General features: G+C 40.1%; 15 protein-coding genes. 9 read left to right on the top strand and 6 right to left on the bottom strand.

Annotated elements, in window-relative coordinates:
* Positions 1 to 28: 28 nt before the first annotated feature.
* The 3 genes from HDF25_RS09410 (at position 29) to HDF25_RS09400 (ending at position 2,806) form a co-directional block, all read left to right on the top strand.
* On the top strand, positions 29 to 1,054 hold the full coding sequence (locus HDF25_RS09410; RefSeq protein ID WP_184624488.1) for a sensor histidine kinase: 1,026 nt from the start codon (positions 29 to 31) through the stop codon (positions 1,052 to 1,054).
* Between the two features lie 87 nt (positions 1,055 to 1,141).
* Complete coding sequence (locus tag HDF25_RS09405; RefSeq protein ID WP_184624487.1) at positions 1,142 to 1,783, top strand: DUF47 domain-containing protein; 642 nt, start codon at positions 1,142 to 1,144, stop codon at positions 1,781 to 1,783.
* A gap of 12 nt (positions 1,784 to 1,795) precedes the next feature.
* The gene (locus tag HDF25_RS09400) at positions 1,796 to 2,806 is read left to right on the top strand and encodes an inorganic phosphate transporter (RefSeq protein WP_184624486.1); all 1,011 of its coding nucleotides are present in this window, start codon (positions 1,796 to 1,798) and stop codon (positions 2,804 to 2,806) included.
* A 66-nt stretch (positions 2,807 to 2,872) separates the two neighbouring features.
* Here the strand turns inward: HDF25_RS09400 and HDF25_RS09395 are convergent, their stop codons facing one another.
* Positions 2,873 to 3,781, bottom strand: a complete 909-nt coding sequence (locus HDF25_RS09395) for an energy transducer TonB (RefSeq protein WP_184624485.1) — start codon at positions 3,779 to 3,781, stop codon at positions 2,873 to 2,875.
* Entirely contained in the window at positions 3,774 to 4,352 is a 579-nt protein-coding gene (locus tag HDF25_RS09390) for an RNA polymerase sigma factor (protein ID WP_184624484.1), read from the bottom strand. Before HDF25_RS09390 ends, HDF25_RS09395 begins: the two co-directional genes overlap by 8 nt.
* Before the next feature lie 185 nt (positions 4,353 to 4,537).
* On the opposite strand from HDF25_RS09390, the gene HDF25_RS09385 reads away from it, so the two are divergent.
* Both HDF25_RS09385 and HDF25_RS09380 read left to right on the top strand, forming a co-directional pair.
* The gene (locus HDF25_RS09385; protein ID WP_184624483.1) at positions 4,538 to 5,338 is read left to right on the top strand and encodes a DUF4197 domain-containing protein; all 801 of its coding nucleotides are present in this window, start codon (positions 4,538 to 4,540) and stop codon (positions 5,336 to 5,338) included.
* Between the two features lie 140 nt (positions 5,339 to 5,478).
* The gene (locus tag HDF25_RS09380; protein WP_184624482.1) at positions 5,479 to 6,729 is read left to right on the top strand and encodes a DEAD/DEAH box helicase; all 1,251 of its coding nucleotides are present in this window, start codon (positions 5,479 to 5,481) and stop codon (positions 6,727 to 6,729) included.
* Positions 6,730 to 6,833: 104 nt separating this feature from the next.
* Here the strand turns inward: HDF25_RS09380 and HDF25_RS09375 are convergent, their stop codons facing one another.
* Positions 6,834 to 9,257 carry a glycoside hydrolase family 3 N-terminal domain-containing protein gene (locus HDF25_RS09375; protein ID WP_184624481.1) on the bottom strand — a complete coding sequence of 808 codons (2,424 nt, stop codon included), beginning with the start codon at positions 9,255 to 9,257 and terminating at the stop codon, positions 6,834 to 6,836.
* A gap of 330 nt (positions 9,258 to 9,587) precedes the next feature.
* Between HDF25_RS09375 and HDF25_RS09370 the strand changes: the two genes are divergently transcribed.
* Positions 9,588 to 10,868, top strand: a complete 1,281-nt coding sequence (locus HDF25_RS09370) for a replication-associated recombination protein A (protein WP_184624480.1) — start codon at positions 9,588 to 9,590, stop codon at positions 10,866 to 10,868.
* A gap of 232 nt (positions 10,869 to 11,100) precedes the next feature.
* Entirely contained in the window at positions 11,101 to 11,784 is a 684-nt protein-coding gene (locus HDF25_RS09365; RefSeq protein WP_184624479.1) for an OmpA family protein, read from the top strand.
* Between the two features lie 88 nt (positions 11,785 to 11,872).
* Here HDF25_RS09365 and HDF25_RS09360 read toward each other — a convergent pair whose 3' ends face one another.
* Positions 11,873 to 12,217 (bottom strand): hypothetical protein, encoded by a 345-nt coding sequence (locus HDF25_RS09360; protein ID WP_184624478.1) that lies wholly within the window; start codon positions 12,215 to 12,217, stop codon positions 11,873 to 11,875.
* A gap of 93 nt (positions 12,218 to 12,310) precedes the next feature.
* Here HDF25_RS09360 and HDF25_RS09355 point away from each other — a divergent pair, with 93 nt between their 5' ends.
* Positions 12,311 to 13,327: a Gfo/Idh/MocA family oxidoreductase gene (locus tag HDF25_RS09355; RefSeq protein ID WP_184624477.1), complete on the top strand. Its 1,017-nt coding sequence runs from the start codon at positions 12,311 to 12,313 to the stop codon at positions 13,325 to 13,327.
* The gene (locus HDF25_RS09350; protein ID WP_184624476.1) at positions 13,327 to 14,106 is read left to right on the top strand and encodes a zinc-dependent peptidase; all 780 of its coding nucleotides are present in this window, start codon (positions 13,327 to 13,329) and stop codon (positions 14,104 to 14,106) included. Before HDF25_RS09355 ends, HDF25_RS09350 begins: the two co-directional genes overlap by 1 nt.
* Before the next feature lie 3 nt (positions 14,107 to 14,109).
* Here the strand turns inward: HDF25_RS09350 and HDF25_RS09345 are convergent, their stop codons facing one another.
* Positions 14,110 to 15,099: an alpha/beta fold hydrolase gene (locus tag HDF25_RS09345; protein ID WP_184624475.1), complete on the bottom strand. Its 990-nt coding sequence runs from the start codon at positions 15,097 to 15,099 to the stop codon at positions 14,110 to 14,112.
* A gap of 127 nt (positions 15,100 to 15,226) precedes the next feature.
* Positions 15,227 to 17,545 carry a TonB-dependent receptor gene (locus HDF25_RS09340; RefSeq protein WP_184624474.1) on the bottom strand — a complete coding sequence of 773 codons (2,319 nt, stop codon included), beginning with the start codon at positions 17,543 to 17,545 and terminating at the stop codon, positions 15,227 to 15,229.
* Positions 17,546 to 17,578 lie beyond the last annotated feature (33 nt).

Genomic DNA, 17,578 nt, shown 5'->3' with positions numbered 1-17,578 from the left:
TTTAAAAATTATCTTGTAAATTGCCTTCATGAAGTTAAGTGTTCTTGTTCTCATCACTGCGTTGGCAGTAGGACTGTCCATCGGACTGGTCAATTTCCATTTTCAGCAAAGCTGGTATTTTATGCTTGTCTCTTTCGGAGTTTCGTTTGTGACAAGTTTCATCATGTTTTATTATTTGCTGGAGAAGTATATCTATTCCAAAATTAAACTGATCTATAAACTGATCCATAATCTTAAACTGGGTAAAGACCTGAAAGATGCATTGGGTGAGTATGTAAGTACTGATCCTATTAATGACGTAGAGCATGAAGTCAAAGAATGGGCGGGGGCAAAAAAACAGGAAATAGACCTATTGAAGAAACAGGAGCAGTTCAGGAGAGAATTTCTATCTAATGTATCGCATGAATTTAAGACCCCACTTTTTGCTATTCAGGGATATATTGAAACTTTACAGGATTGCCTGATTGACGATCCGGAAATGGCCGTTAAGTTTTTAAATAAGGCTGAAAAAAACGTAGAGCGTCTGAGTTACCTGATTAATGACCTGGATGCTATCTCAAAACTGGAATCTGGTGAAGTACCTATAGATTACCGGAAATTTGATTTCGTACTCCTGGCCAAAGAGGTCATGGAAGCCCTGGAAGATAAAGCCAACAAAAGGAATGTGAAACTCTCGTTTAAAGAGAAGTATATGCACCCCGCTTTTGTAAATGCAGACCGCGAAAAGATCAGACAGGTCATGATTAACCTGATTTCTAATTCCATTAAATACGGAAAAGAAAACGGATCTACAGCAATCAAAATATTTGAATTACATGATCAGTACCTGATAGAGGTTACAGATGATGGAATTGGAATTGATGAAAAGCACTTGCCACGATTGTTTGAACGTTTTTACAGAATAGATTCGCACAGATCAAGAGAGGTTGGTGGAACAGGACTCGGGCTGGCAATTGTGAAGCATATCCTGGAGGCGCATCAGCAAATTATTTCTGTAAGAAGCACATTGCAGATCGGAACAACCTTTGCTTTTACACTTCAAAAAATCGGCTAAAATTTAAAGAATTATTCCTTTAATGTTAACACTTAACACTAACTTAACATTGAGACCCTACTTTTGTAACCATATCTTATAGTTAACATGAATAATATTTTTAAGTTCTTTACACCAAAAGACAAAAAATTCCAACCGCTGTTTGAACAAGCCGGAAGTAATGTATTAAAGATCTCAGAGGCACTTTTTCTGGCGTTAAGTACCAAAGATCTGGAAAAAAGAAAAGAATATATCAAAGAGATCGAACGACTGGAACATGTTGGCGATGAAATTACCCACTCTATATTTTTAGAATTAAGTAAAAACTTTATCACTCCTTTTGACAGAGAAGATATTCATGCACTGGCAAGTGCAGTTGATGATATTGCAGATTATATCCATGCTTCGGCAAGTAATATAGAGCTGTATAACATTACGAATATCGGTGATGCTATGATCAAATTAGCTGAATTACTGGTTGAAATGTGTACAGATTTAGATAAAGCCATCAAAGAATTGAGAAGCTTTAAAAATATCCGTGTAATTGCTGATGCTTGTGTACGTATTAACAGCGGAGAAAATCAGGCGGATTATGTTTGTAATATTGCAATTGCGCGGTTATTCGAATTTGAAACCAATGCAATTGAACTGATCAAACAGAAAGAAGTTCTTCAAACACTTGAAATGGCTACAGATAAATGTGAAGATGCAGCAAATGTGTTGGAATCTATCCTGGTTAAGAACGCTTAAAAATTCAAAAAAATGCTTACACCCTTATTGATCGTTGTAATTGTTCTGGCTATAGGTTTCGATTATATCAATGGCTTTCATGACGCAGCCAACTCTATCGCTACGGTTGTATCGACAAAAGTACTTACCCCTTTCCAGGCAGTACTCTGGGCAGCTCTTTTTAACTTTGCAGCGTATTTTGTTTTCACTGATCACAAAGTTGCAAATACAATTGCTAAGACGGTTTTGGAACAATATATTGATCTGCCGGTAATTCTTTCGGGATTAATTGCTGCAATCATCTGGAATTTATTTACCTGGTGGTATGGTATTCCTTCAAGTTCATCACATACTTTAGTAGGTGGTTTTGCTGGTGCAGGTATGGCAAAAGCGGCTAGTGTTGGTGCCAATGCACTATCAGCAATCAGCCTTGCACCTATCCTGAAAATTGTCGCCTTTATCGTTCTGGCTCCGGTAATCGGTATGTTTATCTCGGTAATTATATCGATCATTCTTTTGCACCTTTCTAAAAATGCCAGACCTTCTGTTGCAGAGAAGTGGTTCAAAAAATTACAGTTGATCTCTTCAGCCGCTTTGAGTTTCACTCACGGAGGAAACGACGCGCAAAAAGTAATGGGGATTATCTATGTGGCCATGGTTGCCGGTAAAGTATTAAAGACAGGCGATACCATGCCGGAATGGATTCCTTTTACCTGTTACGCAGCCATCTCCTTAGGAACAATGAGTGGAGGTTGGAAGATTGTGAAAACAATGGGTTCTAAAATTACTAAGGTAAATGCTTTTGAAGGTGTAGCGGCGGAAACTGCAGGTGCGGTAACCCTGGGATTGACAGAGCACTTTGGTATTCCGGTATCTACTACGCATACAATTACAGGCTCTATCGTTGGGGTTGGCCTGCTTAAAAGAGTTTCAGCTGTAAGATGGGGAGTAACTGTAAGTTTACTCTGGGCCTGGGTATTAACAATCCCTGTATCGGCAGTACTGGCAGCTGTTATTTTCAAAATTGTTTCCCTTTTCTTTTAAGATTTCACTCCTTTAACGGAACTCAATCATAAAAAAGCCCTGAACGGAAAGTTCAGGGCTTTTTCTTTAGAATGCAATTGTATAAATCATCCTGCTTTCCGGTGATTTAGGCTGCTCCCATTTTGGTCCTTCCTTAATCAGCCGGACAGCCTCATCTTCAAATTCCTTAGCTGCACCTCTGATAATTTTAATATCAGCTGGTTTGCCTTCCTGATCAATCAGGAAATTTAGTTCGACAAAAGTACCCGTATGACCAGTCAGTTTGTTGTGATCATTCAAGTAACTGTCAAAATTAGCCCAGCCACCTATTGGCGCCGATACTATCGGTATAGCTGTAGCCACAACTGCCTTACTCCTTACACCAGCCACTTTCCCCATCAGCACACGTGATGCAGATGCTGCGTTACTATCCGCTGCTACAGCAGGAACAGGAGCACTCTGAACAGCATAAGACTGCACAGCCTTATCCATTACGACTTCCTGTAACTTTTCTCTTGCCGGACTGATCTGGCCAGGGATAACCGTTTTTTGTTTCTTAGATACTGCCGGTATATTCGCAGCATAAATATCATTTTTAGCAGAGTCTATAACCGCAGGTGCCGGTGCAATATTCACTTCTACCTTTCTGGGGTGATTTTTTGCCATTTGCTCTCTCTTCTCTCTGTCTTTCATAAAGAACATAATACTGACAGAAATAAACATAACCGCAGCTGCAGCAGCAACACTTAAGCGCTGCCAGGTAAATACAGTTTCTTTTTTAGTTTCCTGGTGTTGTGCAATCCGTTCGTACAATTGCTTCTGAAGCAGCGATACTGAATGCACGGCCCTGCCCGGGGACTCACTTAATCCAGCCAGCGCCTGCGCAACAAAAGGATCTTCCAGCGCCTGCTTTTCAATCTTGTGCATAGCCTTGCTATCCAGTTTACCATCCAGATAATCTTCCAGTAACTCTATATCTAACCAATCGTTATTCACCGCTGTTTTTCTCTATGCAATTTTTTAAATTCCGTTTCCCATTTTGAATATAGCTCTTTACTTTGAGCATTTCATAACCAGTAAGTTCTGCGACTTCTTTATAGCACTTCTCCTGGAGATAGAATAGGTCAACACTCTTCCTTTGTTCTTCGGTAAGCGTCTCCATACACTTTTCCATTATTGTGAGTTGCTTTTCTTTGGTATCATCTATATCCAGATGCACGAAGTCGGTATTTTCCACAAAAGTATCATCAATCGAAACCGTATTGTTCTTCGATAACTTCCTGAGTGCCATTAAACAATGATTTCTTGTTAATACATGCAACCAGCTTTTGAAATTCTGCACCTCATGAATTTTCAATTTCAGGATCAGCTCTTCAAAAATCTGCATAACGGCATCTTTACTCGCCTCTTCTTCCTTGAAATAATTAAGACATACTCCATAAACCAGATGCATATACCGGTTATAAAGCAGACCTAATGCGTCCAGACTTCCTGTACTTTTGTACTGATGAAGAAGGGCTGCATCACTGAGTTCTTTAATTCCTGCTGTATTTTTTATAAATTTCAAGGTGTCTGGGACGGAAAATTCTTCTCAAGTATAGAAATATTTTCTGAACTCTTGTAGACACCCGTTTAAAATTCATGAAATAAATTCAAACAATGTCAAAAGAACAGCTGGCCTCAGAAGATAAAATTATTGAATCACCATTTAATGGCCAGAAATTTGCTTACCATTGACTTTACACAAAAAACATGCAAAAAATTAAATTATTCTCACTCGCTTTCTCTGTCATCGCCCTGAGCAGCTATAATGCACAAAGTCAATCCATTGGAAGTTTACTGAAAAAAGTTACCTCGGCCAAAGAAACTAACAATTCAACTACTCAGCCTGCGAGCCAGACAACGGGTACCACGACCACTTCTTCCTTAGGAAAACCCAGTACATTGGAAATGGGACAGGGTATTAAACAAGCACTTGAAGCTGGTATTTCAAAGGGCGCGGATCAGCTGTCTAAGAAAGACGGATTTCTTGGAAACGTCGCTGTTAAAATTCTTTTCCCTCCTGAAGCTCAAAAAGTAGAAAAGGCACTCAGAAGTGTGGGCCTGGGCTCATTGGCTGATAATGTGATCACCAGCTTAAACAGGGCAGCAGAAGATGCAGCCAAAGAGGCTAAGCCCATTTTTGTTGCGGCGATTAAACAGATGACCATTACAGATGCGACAAATATCTTGTTAGGCAAACCGAATTCGGCAACAGAATATTTCCAGAAGGCAACGACAGCACAACTAACGGAGAAATTCAGACCGGTAATCAATACCAGCCTGAACAAAGTCGGTGCAGCCAAATATTGGGGCGAGGCTACCGGACAATACAATAAATTACCTCTGGTTAAACCTGTAACGACAGACCTTCCGGCTTATGTAACACAAAAAGCAGTAGAGGGTATGTTTATTCAGGTTGCTCAGGAAGAGTTGTCTATCAGAAATAATCTGGGAGGCCGTACAACTTCAGTACTTCAGAAAGTATTCGGTTATGCAGATCAAAAAAAATAGAATTCCGGTATTAATGTGATATCACAGCAATTTTTCCCTTTTTTGCGCCGTCTTATAGCTAAAGCAGTACATACTAGTTCTTAAAGCGAAAAATAAAGGTTACTTTTAGGCAGAACAAATACGAATAACATACAAGTATATTGGATTTTAAAGATTTTAATTTTAACCCTGATTTATTAGAGGGTTTATTAGCTATGGGTTTCAGAAATGCGACTCCAATACAACAGGAAGCAATTCCTCTTATTTTAGCAAAAAAAGACCTGATAGCATGTGCTCAAACGGGCACAGGAAAAACAGGGGCCTACCTGCTGCCGATCATGAATATGATCAGCCAGACAGAGAACCGACATAACAACACCCTTATTCTTGCCCCTACCCGGGAACTCGCCCAGCAAATTGATCTGCAGGTTGAGGCACTCTCCTATTTTACAAATATCAGTTCACTGACAGTATATGGAGGAGGGGATGGTATTGCCTATGAACAGCAAAAACGCAGTATGCGCGAAGGTGTTGATATTATTATTGCCACACCAGGAAGATTAATTTCCCACCTTTCCTCAGGCGCATTAAAACTGGATCAACTGCAACACCTGGTTTTGGATGAAGCAGACAGAATGCTTGATATGGGCTTCTATGATGATATTATGCGCATCGTAAGTTTCCTTCCTGAAAAAAGACAAACAGTATTGTTCTCTGCTACGATGCCGCCGAAAATCAGAAAACTTGCTGGCAACTTACTGAAAGATCCGGAGCAGATCAGTATCGCAATTTCAAAACCTGCAGCGGGAATTAATCAACAGGCTTATTTAGTACATGATACTCAAAAGGTAAAACTACTGACTGAACTGATGAAAAATGTTGATTTCCCAAGCATCCTGATTTTTGCATCGACGAAAGAAAAAGTCAAAAATCTGGGTAAGGTTTTCCGCGGGCTTGGATTTAAGGCAGAAGCTTTTCATTCGGATCTCGGCCAAAAAGAAAGGGAAGCAATTTTATCAGAGTTTAAAAACAAACGTGTACCCGTATTAATTGGAACGGATGTATTATCCCGGGGAATAGACGTAGAAGGAATTTCGTTAGTTATTAATTTCGACGTACCACATGATCCTGAAGATTATATCCACAGAATTGGACGTACAGCCAGAGCTGCAACAACAGGTACTGCGATTACTTTAGTTAATGACAAGGACAAACGCAAGTTTGCCAACATAGAAAAACTAATCGACAAAACGATTGACAGAATGCCTTTACCAGAACATCTGGGAGCTGCCCCTATAGAAACACCGGGGTCAGCTGACAAACCGGAACGCAAGGAGCGGAATGCTCCCAAACGTAAATTCTGGAAGAAGAAACCAAAAGCCGGGGGGCCGGCACCCCAATCGGAATCATAAAAAAGGGGAGCAAATAAGCTGAGCCTTACACCACTTTAACCTGATGGCTGAATAAATAATGTTTATTCAGCCTTTAGTTTTAAAACGATCTATAAACTAATCCACTACAGGGCATTAATTTCAAATTCTTTTTTAAGCCTGATATCAACTGAGGAACTGCCAATCATGACTTCGAACTTACCTGGTTCAACTGTCCAGTTCATATTCTTGTCCAGCAAAGCCAGATCATCCGGATGCAAAGTGAAGTTAACGGTTTTTTTCTCTCCTGGTTTTAAGTTAATCCGTTCAAAACCGCGAAGATCATATTCATAGGTAGTTACACTGCTCACTTCATCTTTCAGATATAGCTGTACAACTTCGTCGCCTTTACGGTCTCCTGTATTGGTGACTTCAACACTTACCCGAATATCTCCCTGTGCATTCAGTTTTTCAGGAGAAACCTTTAAATTACTATACGCAAACGTAGTATAACTTAACCCGTATCCAAAAGAATATAAGGCTCCGTTCACACTGGTTTTACCCCAACTGTTCTCACCTCCCTGACCTGCCTGCGAAGCTGGTTTAAAAGGGAAATTGAATTCGATCTGTCCTGTCGTTTTAGGAAATGTAATCGGTAACCTGCCTCCGGGATTATTTTCACCAAACAATGTTTCGGCTATGACCTGGCCACTTTGCGGGCCAGGAAACCAGGCTTCCAATATAGCTGGCACATACTTATTTTCCCAATTGATGGTTAGTGGCTGTCCGTTAATCATCACCATGACTACAGGTTTACCAGTAGCTTGTAATGCCTGGATTAGTTTAAGCTGCCGGCCGGGCAGATTCAACCCGGTTCTTGACAAACTTTCACCTACCCTATCCACATCCTCTCCCACTACAGCAATAATTACATCAACATTCTTCGATTGCGCCACGGCCGAGTCTATACCGGTTTGCTCCTGTATAGTTAATGGTGTTTCTATAATCTCACTCTCTGGCCAGGTAGCATCCACCACATTACATCCTTTTGCATATAATACCTGTCCGCTATTACCTATATAATCAGTTATTCCGTCAAGCACACTGGTTACCGGGTTATGGGAAGGGCCATAACGGCTGATTGCATAACTAGTCTCTTTAGCCATTGGCCCGGTTACTAATATTCTTTTCATTTTATTCTTATCCAGTGGTAAGAGCTTGTTTTCGTTTTTCAATAACACCATGGCTTCACGGTTCATTTGCAGAGACATTGCAGCAGCAGCCGGCGTATGAACAATCTGATCAGCAGATTTTGGATCTTTTACATAAGGATCATCAAACAGGCCAAGTCTGAACTTTACCCTCAGCACATCAGCCACACGCGAATCAACTGTTTTCATAGCTAGTTTATTCTCCCTGATCAGCTCACGCAGAGGGAAAATAAAAGACTGGGGCATCGTAAAATTGGTGCGTACATTTAAACCTGCTTCCACAGCCTGTCTAACGGCTTCTTTATAATCGCCAGCTACATGATGTTTACTGTATAAATATTCCACAGCTTCACTATCAGAGACCACATAACCATTAAAGCCAAATTTCTGACGCAGCAATTCTGTTAAAAAATAATAACTGCCGGTAACCGGCACACCATCCCAGTCATTATAGCTACTCATTACACCCATGGGATGTGCTTCCTGAATTACCCGGCGAAAAGGATATAAATAAATCTGGTACATCTCACGTGGTGCTACATGAGGATCTGTACGCGCACTGCCATCTCTACCGCCTTTTGGAACACTGTAAACTGCGTAATGCTTCAATGTGGAAGCCACCCCCTCTTCCTGTATCCCTAATACCATTTGTTTACCCATCTCTGCAATATGAAAAGGATCTTCACCATAGCATTCCACGACACGCCCCCAGCGCTGATCACGTGCCGGATCAAGTATCGGTGCATATACATTAGTATATCCCAGTGCCTTGGCTTCCCTGCCAACCGTTTGCCCAGCCTGACGCACCAGTTGCTTATCGAAAGTACTACCTATGGATATAGGTGCGGGTAATGGTGTCGCCCGATCATGATTTAAACCATGAATACCCTCATTAGTAAAATCAACAGGGATACCCAGACGTGTTTCTTCAACAAACCACCTTTGTATTGTATTAATCGCCAGTGCGTGTTTGCTAAAGGGAAAAGAATATTGCGTAGGTGCATCATCAGTATGGGAAGTTAAATTGTTCAGTTCTTCGTCAATATTCGCAATACCATCTTTCCATACTTCATTCTTCCATGACGGACTTGGCATTTCTTCCTTCAATACTCTTTTATACCCATATAAAGTAGCCATCTGACATGTTTTTTCTTCAACAGTCATCTGACTGAGCAGGTCGTTTACCCGTTTTTCTACAGGCTGTGAAGGATCTTCAAAGATGTCCATCTTCCCGTTCTTGTTGAAATCGACCCAGCCCTTATGGTATATACTTTGGGGCTGTGAAACCACGGAAAGAGAAAAGAAGCTAAAAATCAGGGTGATCAGACTAGCCAGATAAAATTGCTTGGAATATACCATAGATAATATATTGCGGTTTATCTTTTAAACTTAATCATAATTCGGGATGAAAGCACGGGTCGCATCAAAATTATGCTGGCTGATATCCTCATAAACACTTATTAATCACATAATTCATAGATAGCTCAGTCTTTATTCGACAGAAACTGAATCTTGTCTGTAAGACCTCTGAAAAAAGTCTGAATGAAGTCTGAACAAGATATATAGAGAACACTGATTCTCAGTATCTTACAATCTGTGTTTTTTCACCTTTTTTTGAGCCATAACTGCTCTTTTTTAAGGATATCATATATAAGGAATTATCTGCTCCTCTTTTTTTATCTTTACATTATGCAAAACCTACCTCCATTAGCAGAACGTATGCGTCCACAAAATCTGGATGAATATGTTGGTCAACAGCATCTGGTAGGTCCCGATGCCGTCTTGCGCAAAGCGATACAAAGCGGACAGCTACCCTCCATGATTTTCTGGGGCCCACCCGGAGTAGGGAAAACAACGCTGGCTTATATCATCTCTCAGGCGCTTGACCGTCCTTTTTTTAACCTGAGCGCAATTAATTCCGGAGTAAAAGATATCCGTGAGGTCATCGACAGAGCCGCAGCCCTAAAAGATAGTTTCCTGGGCCTGCCAATTCTATTTATCGATGAGATACACAGATTTAGCAAATCACAGCAGGATAGTCTGCTTGGCGCCGTAGAACGCGGACTGGTAACCTTAATTGGGGCGACAACTGAAAATCCGTCGTTTGAAGTTATCTCCGCATTATTATCACGCTGTCAGGTTTACATTCTGAAGTCTCTGGATGAAGATGAATTATCAGGCTTATTACAAACAGCCATCAAAGAAGATGTACTGCTAAAATCAAAAAAAATCACCATCAAGGAGCATGAAGCACTTATCCGGTTATCCGGTGGCGACGCCAGGAAACTCCTGAATGTGCTGGAGATTGCTGTTAATGGTATCGGTGGAGAGCAAATTACACTGACCAACGAGAATGTGCTGAAGCATGCCCAGCAAAATCTGGCACTGTATGATAAAGCAGGAGAACAGCATTACGATATCATCTCCGCTTTTATTAAGTCTATAAGAGGGAGTGATCCAAATGCAGCTGTCTACTGGCTTGCCAGAATGATTGAAGGAGGTGAAGACCCCCTGTTTATTGCCCGCAGACTGTTGATACTTTCTTCTGAAGATATCGGCAATGCCAATCCTAATGCATTATTGCTTGCTAACAATTGTTTCCAGGCAGTAAATGTGATTGGTTATCCGGAAGCAAGGATTATACTTTCGCAGGCAGTTACTTATCTCGCTTCCTCTGCAAAAAGCAATGCTTCTTATGAAGCTATAAATAAAGCGCAGCAACTGGTACAACAGACAGGTAATTTACCTGTACCACTCCATATCAGAAATGCACCCACGAAACTGATGAAAAACATTGGTTATGGGAAAGATTATAAGTATTCTCATGGTTATGAGGGAAACTTTGCTCCGCAGGAATATTTACCGGAACCGTTAAGCGGGACCAAATTATATGATCCCGGAAATAATCCTGCCGAAAATAAACTCCGCGAAAAACTAAAGCAGAACTGGAAAGACAAATACAACTATTAAGAATAATTTTATATTCTTAATACATTAACCGGGCAATTTCTGACGGACAATTTTACCTATAGGCCATCATATTGTACAGAATTCTGGTCAATCTAAACGTTTCCAGACAGTGGGCTGCCATTTATTCCGGGTTTTCAATGCAATATTTTAGTGTTAATACAATAAATCCAGTATTTTCCACACTTGGCATTACGTTTGATTAAATGCTTTTATAAACAAATATTTTATTCCCATGGTTACTTCAAAATATAAAATAGCGACATTCTGTATAGCATTATCAATAAGCTCTATGGCTTTTCAAGGCTGTGATAGTTTAACTAAAACACAAAAAGGAGCTGGTATCGGTGCCGCTGCAGGTGGTGTATTGGGTGCTATTATTGGAAACAAAGCTGGTAATACTGCTGTTGGAGCTATTTTAGGAGCTGCTGCTGGTGGAGTTGCCGGTGGGTTCATCGGAAAACGTATGGATAAACAGGCCGCTGAAATCCAGAATGCAATCCCGAATGCAGAAGTTGTTCGTCAGGGAGAAGGTATTATCGTGAAATTTGACAGCGGTATCTTATTCGACTTTGACAGTGCAAACTTAAAAGGTCCGGCTAAAGACAATGTAAAATCATTAGCTGCATCGTTAGAAAAATATCCTGATACTGAGATCAAAGTTATTGGTCATACAGATAATAAAGGAACTGAAGCTTACAACATGGGGCTTTCTGAAAGAAGAGCTGCTGCTGTTAAAGCATTCGCAGTTACTCAAGGTGTACCTGCTTCCCGTTTAACAACTATCGGTAAAGGTTTCTCTGAGCCAATCGCAGATAATGCTACTGACGCAGGAAGAGCTGCTAACCGTAGAGTAGAGGTTGTAATCGTAGCAAATGATCAATTGAAACAACAAGCTGCTCAACAAGCTAAAAACTAAAAATATTAAGATCTACCTATTTTAATTATAAAAAAACCGAAGTAATTATACTTCGGTTTTTTTATTGGTACAGATTTTACAACCTGCTTTATTGGTAGATATCTTCGAAATAGTGAATTGCGAGGGATTTCAGAAGTAATTCTTGCTCCATCATAGCAAATGATGGAACTGGCTTAACCAGTTTCCAATGTGGCCATCCATCCTGATCCAATCCTTCAAGCTCATAAAAGCCCATTTCACTCAATAAACGACAGGTTGCAATATGCATTAGTTCTTCTTTCTGACGTTTGCTGTATTTGCCCGGGCCTTTACCCAACTCCTGAACGCCTATTAAGAACAACATTACCTTTAAATCTGGTATATCTGAATCAAATTCTGCTGCAATCTTTTGCTGTAGAATTTTCCATTTTGCGTTAATTTCTGCGGGCTTCATACGCAAAGATAAAACTATAGTAAGGTTTATGACAATATTATTAATACTTAAGTTCGGGGATTCGTTAATTTAGCAGTTTAAACACAGAAATCGATGAATAGCATAATCTCGACTGGTCTGATGGCCTACGGCATGTCTGGCAAGGTTTTCCACGGCCCTTTTCTTGCCGCCCACAAAGGGTTTAAACTCCGCGCAGTCACTGAACGTAATCAAAAAAATGCAGAAAAAGACTTCACCGGGATCATCAGCTATAATAGTACTGAAGAATTATTAAATGATGAAGAGATTGAACTCATCGTCATTAATACGCCAAATTATACGCACTATGATTATGCGAAACAAGCGCTGAATGCCGGCAAGCATATTTTGGTCGAAAAGCCATTCACAGCAACATCTGCCCAGGCAGCAGAAATATTTGAATTGGCCGAAAGTCTTGGTAAAAAAGTATTTGTATACCAGAACCGGAGATGGGACAGTGACTTTACAGTAGTAAAGCGTATCATCAAAAGCGGGGAATTGGGTAAATTATCTGAAGTGCATTTAAGATTCGACAGGTATAAAGCCGCCATAGGCGCGAAAAGCTTTAAAGAAGAGCCTATAGCTGCCAGCGGTTTACAATATGATCTGGGTGCACATCTGCTGGATCAGGCAATCAGCCTTTTTGGAAATCCAGATTCATTTCATAAGATATTGGGCAGAAACAGAGAGCATACTAAAGTGGATGACTTCTTTTCGATCCATCTCAGCTACCCAAATAGTTTGAACGTCTTTGTCCACTCAAACATGATGGTGGTTGACGTACAGCCTTCTTTTGTACTTCACGGGAGAAATGGCAGCTTTATTAAAGAGCGTACAGATTTACAGGAAGAACAATTATTGAAAGGGATTAAACCCAATGATCCAGGCTTTGGGATTGAAGCTAAAGGCAAAGAAGGAGTTCTTACCCTGATCAATGAGAATGGAGAAAGAACAAAAAGTTTGATTTCTTCTGAACCGGCGAGTTATCTTTCTCTATTTGAGGCTGTGTACCAATCACTGGTTAACGATAAGCCTTATCCTATATCACAGGATGAAATCCTGAAACAAATTGAAATCCTTGAAGCAGAATAATGACTCCTTACTATATTTTAATTGCTGGTTTTATCATCGCACTGTACTTTATCCTCAGAAAAAGAAAACCTGAACAGACAACAGATCAATCGATCAGTGAAGCAGAACGCCAGATACTGCTTGGCCATGTAGCCTATTATCAGCATTTAGATGAGTCGGGCCGCCTTAAATTTGAGCATATGCTGAAAGATTTTCTGAGTCATGTCCGCATTGAAGGCATAGACCTGGTTCCTGATACGACCGATCGTTTATTAATTGCCTGTAGCGCTGTAATTCCGATTTTTGGTTTCGGGCAATGGAGATACCAGAATCTTCATGCGGTAATCCTCTATCCTGATACTTTCAATAAAGACTTTCAGTTTGAAGGAGGTGACCGCAATATCATGGGCATGGTAGGTACGGGATATATGAACGGCCAGATGATCTTATCCCGCTCTGCGTTATTAGAAGGCTTTTCTATAAACGCTGATAAAGAGAATACTGCCATTCATGAGTTTGTACACCTGCTTGATAAATCTGATGGTGCAACAGATGGTATCCCTGAGAACCTGATACCGCATCAGTATATTATTCCCTGGATAAAGATGATTCACCAGGAGATTAATAAAATAGAAGCAGGCCAATCTGATATTAATCCGTATGCCGTGACCAATGAAGCTGAATTCTTTGCTGTAGTTTCAGAGTATTTTTTTGAAAATCCAGCTCAGTTTAAAGAAAAGCACCCCAATCTTTATCAGATCCTGTCCATAATTTTCTCACAGGATCTGATGAAAAAATAATGCTTATAAACCACCTAATAAAGCTACATTAAATTCAGTGGACACTTCCAGATGAGGGATATGTCCGCTGCCTTCAAATTCGATCAGCTTGGCATTCGGTATTTTTGCAGCAATCTGCTTTCCCAGGATTTTATACTGACCATGTAAAGCCTGTTCCTGTGGACTAAGTAATCCCTTTCCAACAATAGTTTTGTCTTCTTTCCCAATAAAAAGAATTGTAGGGACCTTAATATTCTGAAATTCATAAACCACAGGCTGCTCATAGATCATGGTATAAGTCATTGCTGACACTCTTGCCCAGCGTGGATAATCTGTGCTAAAAGTGACTCCAGAGGCAATTTTAACCAGTTCATCATACTCAGGTTTCCATACTGTAAAATAAGATGTCTGATAGTATTTTTTTATACTTTCCGCTGTAGCTTTCAATTCTGTCTTATATTGTTCCTCCGTATTGACATAAGGGACGAATGTGCGGTAATCTTCCAGTCCGATAGGATTTTCCAATAATAGTTTTTCCGTAGTCTGAGGATACATTAAAGCAAATCTGGTAGCCAGCATCCCTCCCATTGAATGTCCCAGAATATTAGCTTTCTGAATTCCAAGAGTATCCAACAGGGCTTTATTCCAACGGGCCAGCTCATGAAAACTATAATGAATAAATGGTTTTGAAGATTTTCCGAACCCTATCTGATCAGGAACAATCACTCTGAATCCCCTACTTGTTAAAGCTTTAATTACACTTGTCCAGTAATATCCGGCAAAGTTTTTACCATGAAATAATACGACCGTTCTGCCATTCGCATTTTGCACAGGCGCTATATCCATATAAGCCATTTTTATATCCTGTCCTTCGGTATGAATAGGAAAGTACTTTACAGGGTAGGCATATTTGACATTTTCCAATGTAATTGACAGTGTATCTGTTTGTTGCGCCGACACTGACAAAGACGCACAAAATAAAAGGAGAGCGGGTAGCAATAATTTTTTGAACATATGATAATATAGGTAATCGTAGCCTACAACAAACCAGGCAGCTGAATGTTCTAAACCTAACAATTATTTTACAACAAAACCCCGTTCTTTAAATAAAAAACGGGGTTTTGCGCTCAGGTAACCTATATTATTTCTTCAATGTAAATGGGATATTTACACCAAAAGTAATATTACGGCCCATATTGTAGATTCCTAAAGTAGGATCTTCATCACTTAATCTTCCTGGTTTAAAACGGCTTAAATGATCATAATAAGCTTTGTTCAATAAGTTTTTACCAGCTACATAAACAGTGATATCCTGATTTTTGCTCAATTTCAAAGTCGTACCTACTGACGCATTTAAAAGCGTGTAACCAGAAGTAGGTGTCTCGAAACTATCAATTTTAGTCTGTTTGAAGTAATTATCAATACCTACAGATACATAAGAGTGTGAAGTACCTCTTAAGGTTGGCTCAAATCTTAATTCATTATGCAAGGTTGCAGCCGGTATAAACGGAAGGGACTGATTAGTGGTACGGTTCGTTGCCCTTGTATAGGAGAACCCGTTCTCAAAATGGATAAAACTAACCGGATGTAGTGTTAGTGAAGCCTCAACACCACGAAGAAAAGCATTGTTCTGTACAAAATTATAAACCGGGAAATCCCTGCCATCTACTGTTTTGGTCTGCCCATTGGTATTGTAATAAATGTAGTTGTTGATATAATTTGCAAAACCGCCTAAACTAGCGCTTACATATTGATTCTGATAATCGAAAGAGGCATCAAACTGGTAACTCTGTTCCGGTTTAAGATTCGGATTACCTACCTCATAACGGAACACCCCTTCGTGTACCCCATTTGAAGCTAGTTCAGCAATATTTGGTGCCCTGAAAGCACTTCCTGCGTTAGCCTTAAAACTAAGAGCATCATTAAATTCATGTGTATAACCTAATGCTCCTGTAACGTGTGAAAATTTATTGGTAAAGGCAGGATAATCAGATTCTCCGGTAAATTCCTTACCAGTCATTTTTCTATAGTCAAAACGGATACCTGCATTAAAAGTATCTTCATTCCAGGTCTTTTTAACAAAGGCAAAACCTCCGAATGCCTGTGAGTCAAAATCAGGAATCAGCTGTTCTTTTCCTTTCGTATTCACACTGTGGATATATTCGCCCGATACACCAACAACCGGTGCCCAGCCATTGATTTCTTTAAATGAGTATTTCAGGTCATAACTGTAAGTATAGCTGTTCAGGAATAAATTTGGTCCTTCTCCTGCTGTACCTAATTCTCTGCGCAGGTTATGCTGATAACCTAAAGTAGCCTTTAAACTTCCTTCACCTAAAAGGATATTACTGTTTAAAGCTAATTTATAATGACGAACATCTTGCTTAGGATAAGCTACAGTTCTGTCCTTGTTCTGAGCATCTGTAAAAGGATTTCCATCAGCGTCCACTAACTGTCCTGCATCATTCCTTTTAGGCTCATAAAATCCAATATTTGTCCGAAAGGACGAAGCATCCAAATGTGCATATCCCCATTTTTTATTCAAACCGATCTGTCCTTCGAAGTTAGTCTCGTTGAAACCCGAATTCGGTACATATTCCGTAGGCGTCTGATAAGAGTAAGCATTTTTATATGACCCACGGGCTTTGTAAATAAAGCCATTTTCATTTCCCTGGAGCATTAATGAACTTCCGGACATTCCGTTATTGGTTGCATAGTTGGTTAAAAACTCACCTCTTAATGTACCATCCGGTGCCGGCAGTCCATCCAGTATATTAATCACACCGCCTAAGGCATCAGAGCCATACATTAAACTTGCAGGCCCTCTCAGTATCTCCACACGGTCGGCACTATACTGATCGATCTCAATTCCATGTTCATCTCCCCATTGCTGGCCCTGTTGTTTTACACCATCATTCAGTGTAACTACACGGTTATAACTTAATCCCCTGATTACTGGTTTGGAGATCGCTGGCCCGGTTGTAATTTCCGATACGCCAGGCACCCTCGAAATTGCGTCTATCAGGTTAGTTGATGGACGATATAATAAATCAGCTTTGCTAACCGTACTCACTGAAGTACTGTTTTTGCGGTTATCGGAGCTTGAAGCTGAGCCGGTAATTACAACTTCCCGTCCTTCAATAACACTTGGCTGTAAAGCAAACTCCAGCTTACCAGGATTAGAAAAGTCAATTGACTGTGTGATTGTTTTATAACCGATATAACTTACCTGAACAAGAAAACGACCATGGGCAGGTGCATTTCTGAAGATGAACTCTCCGTTTTGATTCGCTGTAGCAGAAGTACGTAAATCAGGAATTGTAATAGAAGCTCCCGGTAATGGCAGTTTAGTATCGGCATCAATAATTTTACCTTTGAATTCGGCTATATCGGCAGCAAATGTACTGGTAAAAATAAAAGCAGACAGCAATACAACTAAAAATAGATGTAGTTTTTTCATTATAATATTATGTTTTTTCAGACATGGATAAGT

The sequence above is a fragment of the Pedobacter cryoconitis genome (assembly GCF_014207135.1).
GTDB lineage: Bacteria > Bacteroidota > Bacteroidia > Sphingobacteriales > Sphingobacteriaceae > Pedobacter > Pedobacter cryoconitis_D.
This window is presented reverse-complemented; position numbering and strand designations above follow the sequence as displayed.

Coding starts and splice junctions, on each gene's coding strand:
- HDF25_RS09410 (WP_184624488.1), top strand. CDS start 29: ATGAAGTTAAGTGTTCTTGTTCTCATCACTGCGTTGGCAGTAGGACTG.
- HDF25_RS09405 (WP_184624487.1), top strand. CDS start 1,142: ATGAATAATATTTTTAAGTTCTTTACACCAAAAGACAAAAAATTCCAA.
- HDF25_RS09400 (WP_184624486.1), top strand. CDS start 1,796: ATGCTTACACCCTTATTGATCGTTGTAATTGTTCTGGCTATAGGTTTC.
- HDF25_RS09385 (WP_184624483.1), top strand. CDS start 4,538: ATGCAAAAAATTAAATTATTCTCACTCGCTTTCTCTGTCATCGCCCTG.
- HDF25_RS09375 (WP_184624481.1), bottom strand. CDS start 9,257: ATGGTATATTCCAAGCAATTTTATCTGGCTAGTCTGATCACCCTGATT.
- HDF25_RS09370 (WP_184624480.1), top strand. CDS start 9,588: ATGCAAAACCTACCTCCATTAGCAGAACGTATGCGTCCACAAAATCTG.
- HDF25_RS09365 (WP_184624479.1), top strand. CDS start 11,101: ATGGTTACTTCAAAATATAAAATAGCGACATTCTGTATAGCATTATCA.
- HDF25_RS09360 (WP_184624478.1), bottom strand. CDS start 12,217: ATGAAGCCCGCAGAAATTAACGCAAAATGGAAAATTCTACAGCAAAAG.
- HDF25_RS09355 (WP_184624477.1), top strand. CDS start 12,311: ATGAATAGCATAATCTCGACTGGTCTGATGGCCTACGGCATGTCTGGC.
- HDF25_RS09350 (WP_184624476.1), top strand. CDS start 13,327: ATGACTCCTTACTATATTTTAATTGCTGGTTTTATCATCGCACTGTAC.
- HDF25_RS09345 (WP_184624475.1), bottom strand. CDS start 15,099: ATGTTCAAAAAATTATTGCTACCCGCTCTCCTTTTATTTTGTGCGTCT.
- HDF25_RS09340 (WP_184624474.1), bottom strand. CDS start 17,545: ATGAAAAAACTACATCTATTTTTAGTTGTATTGCTGTCTGCTTTTATT.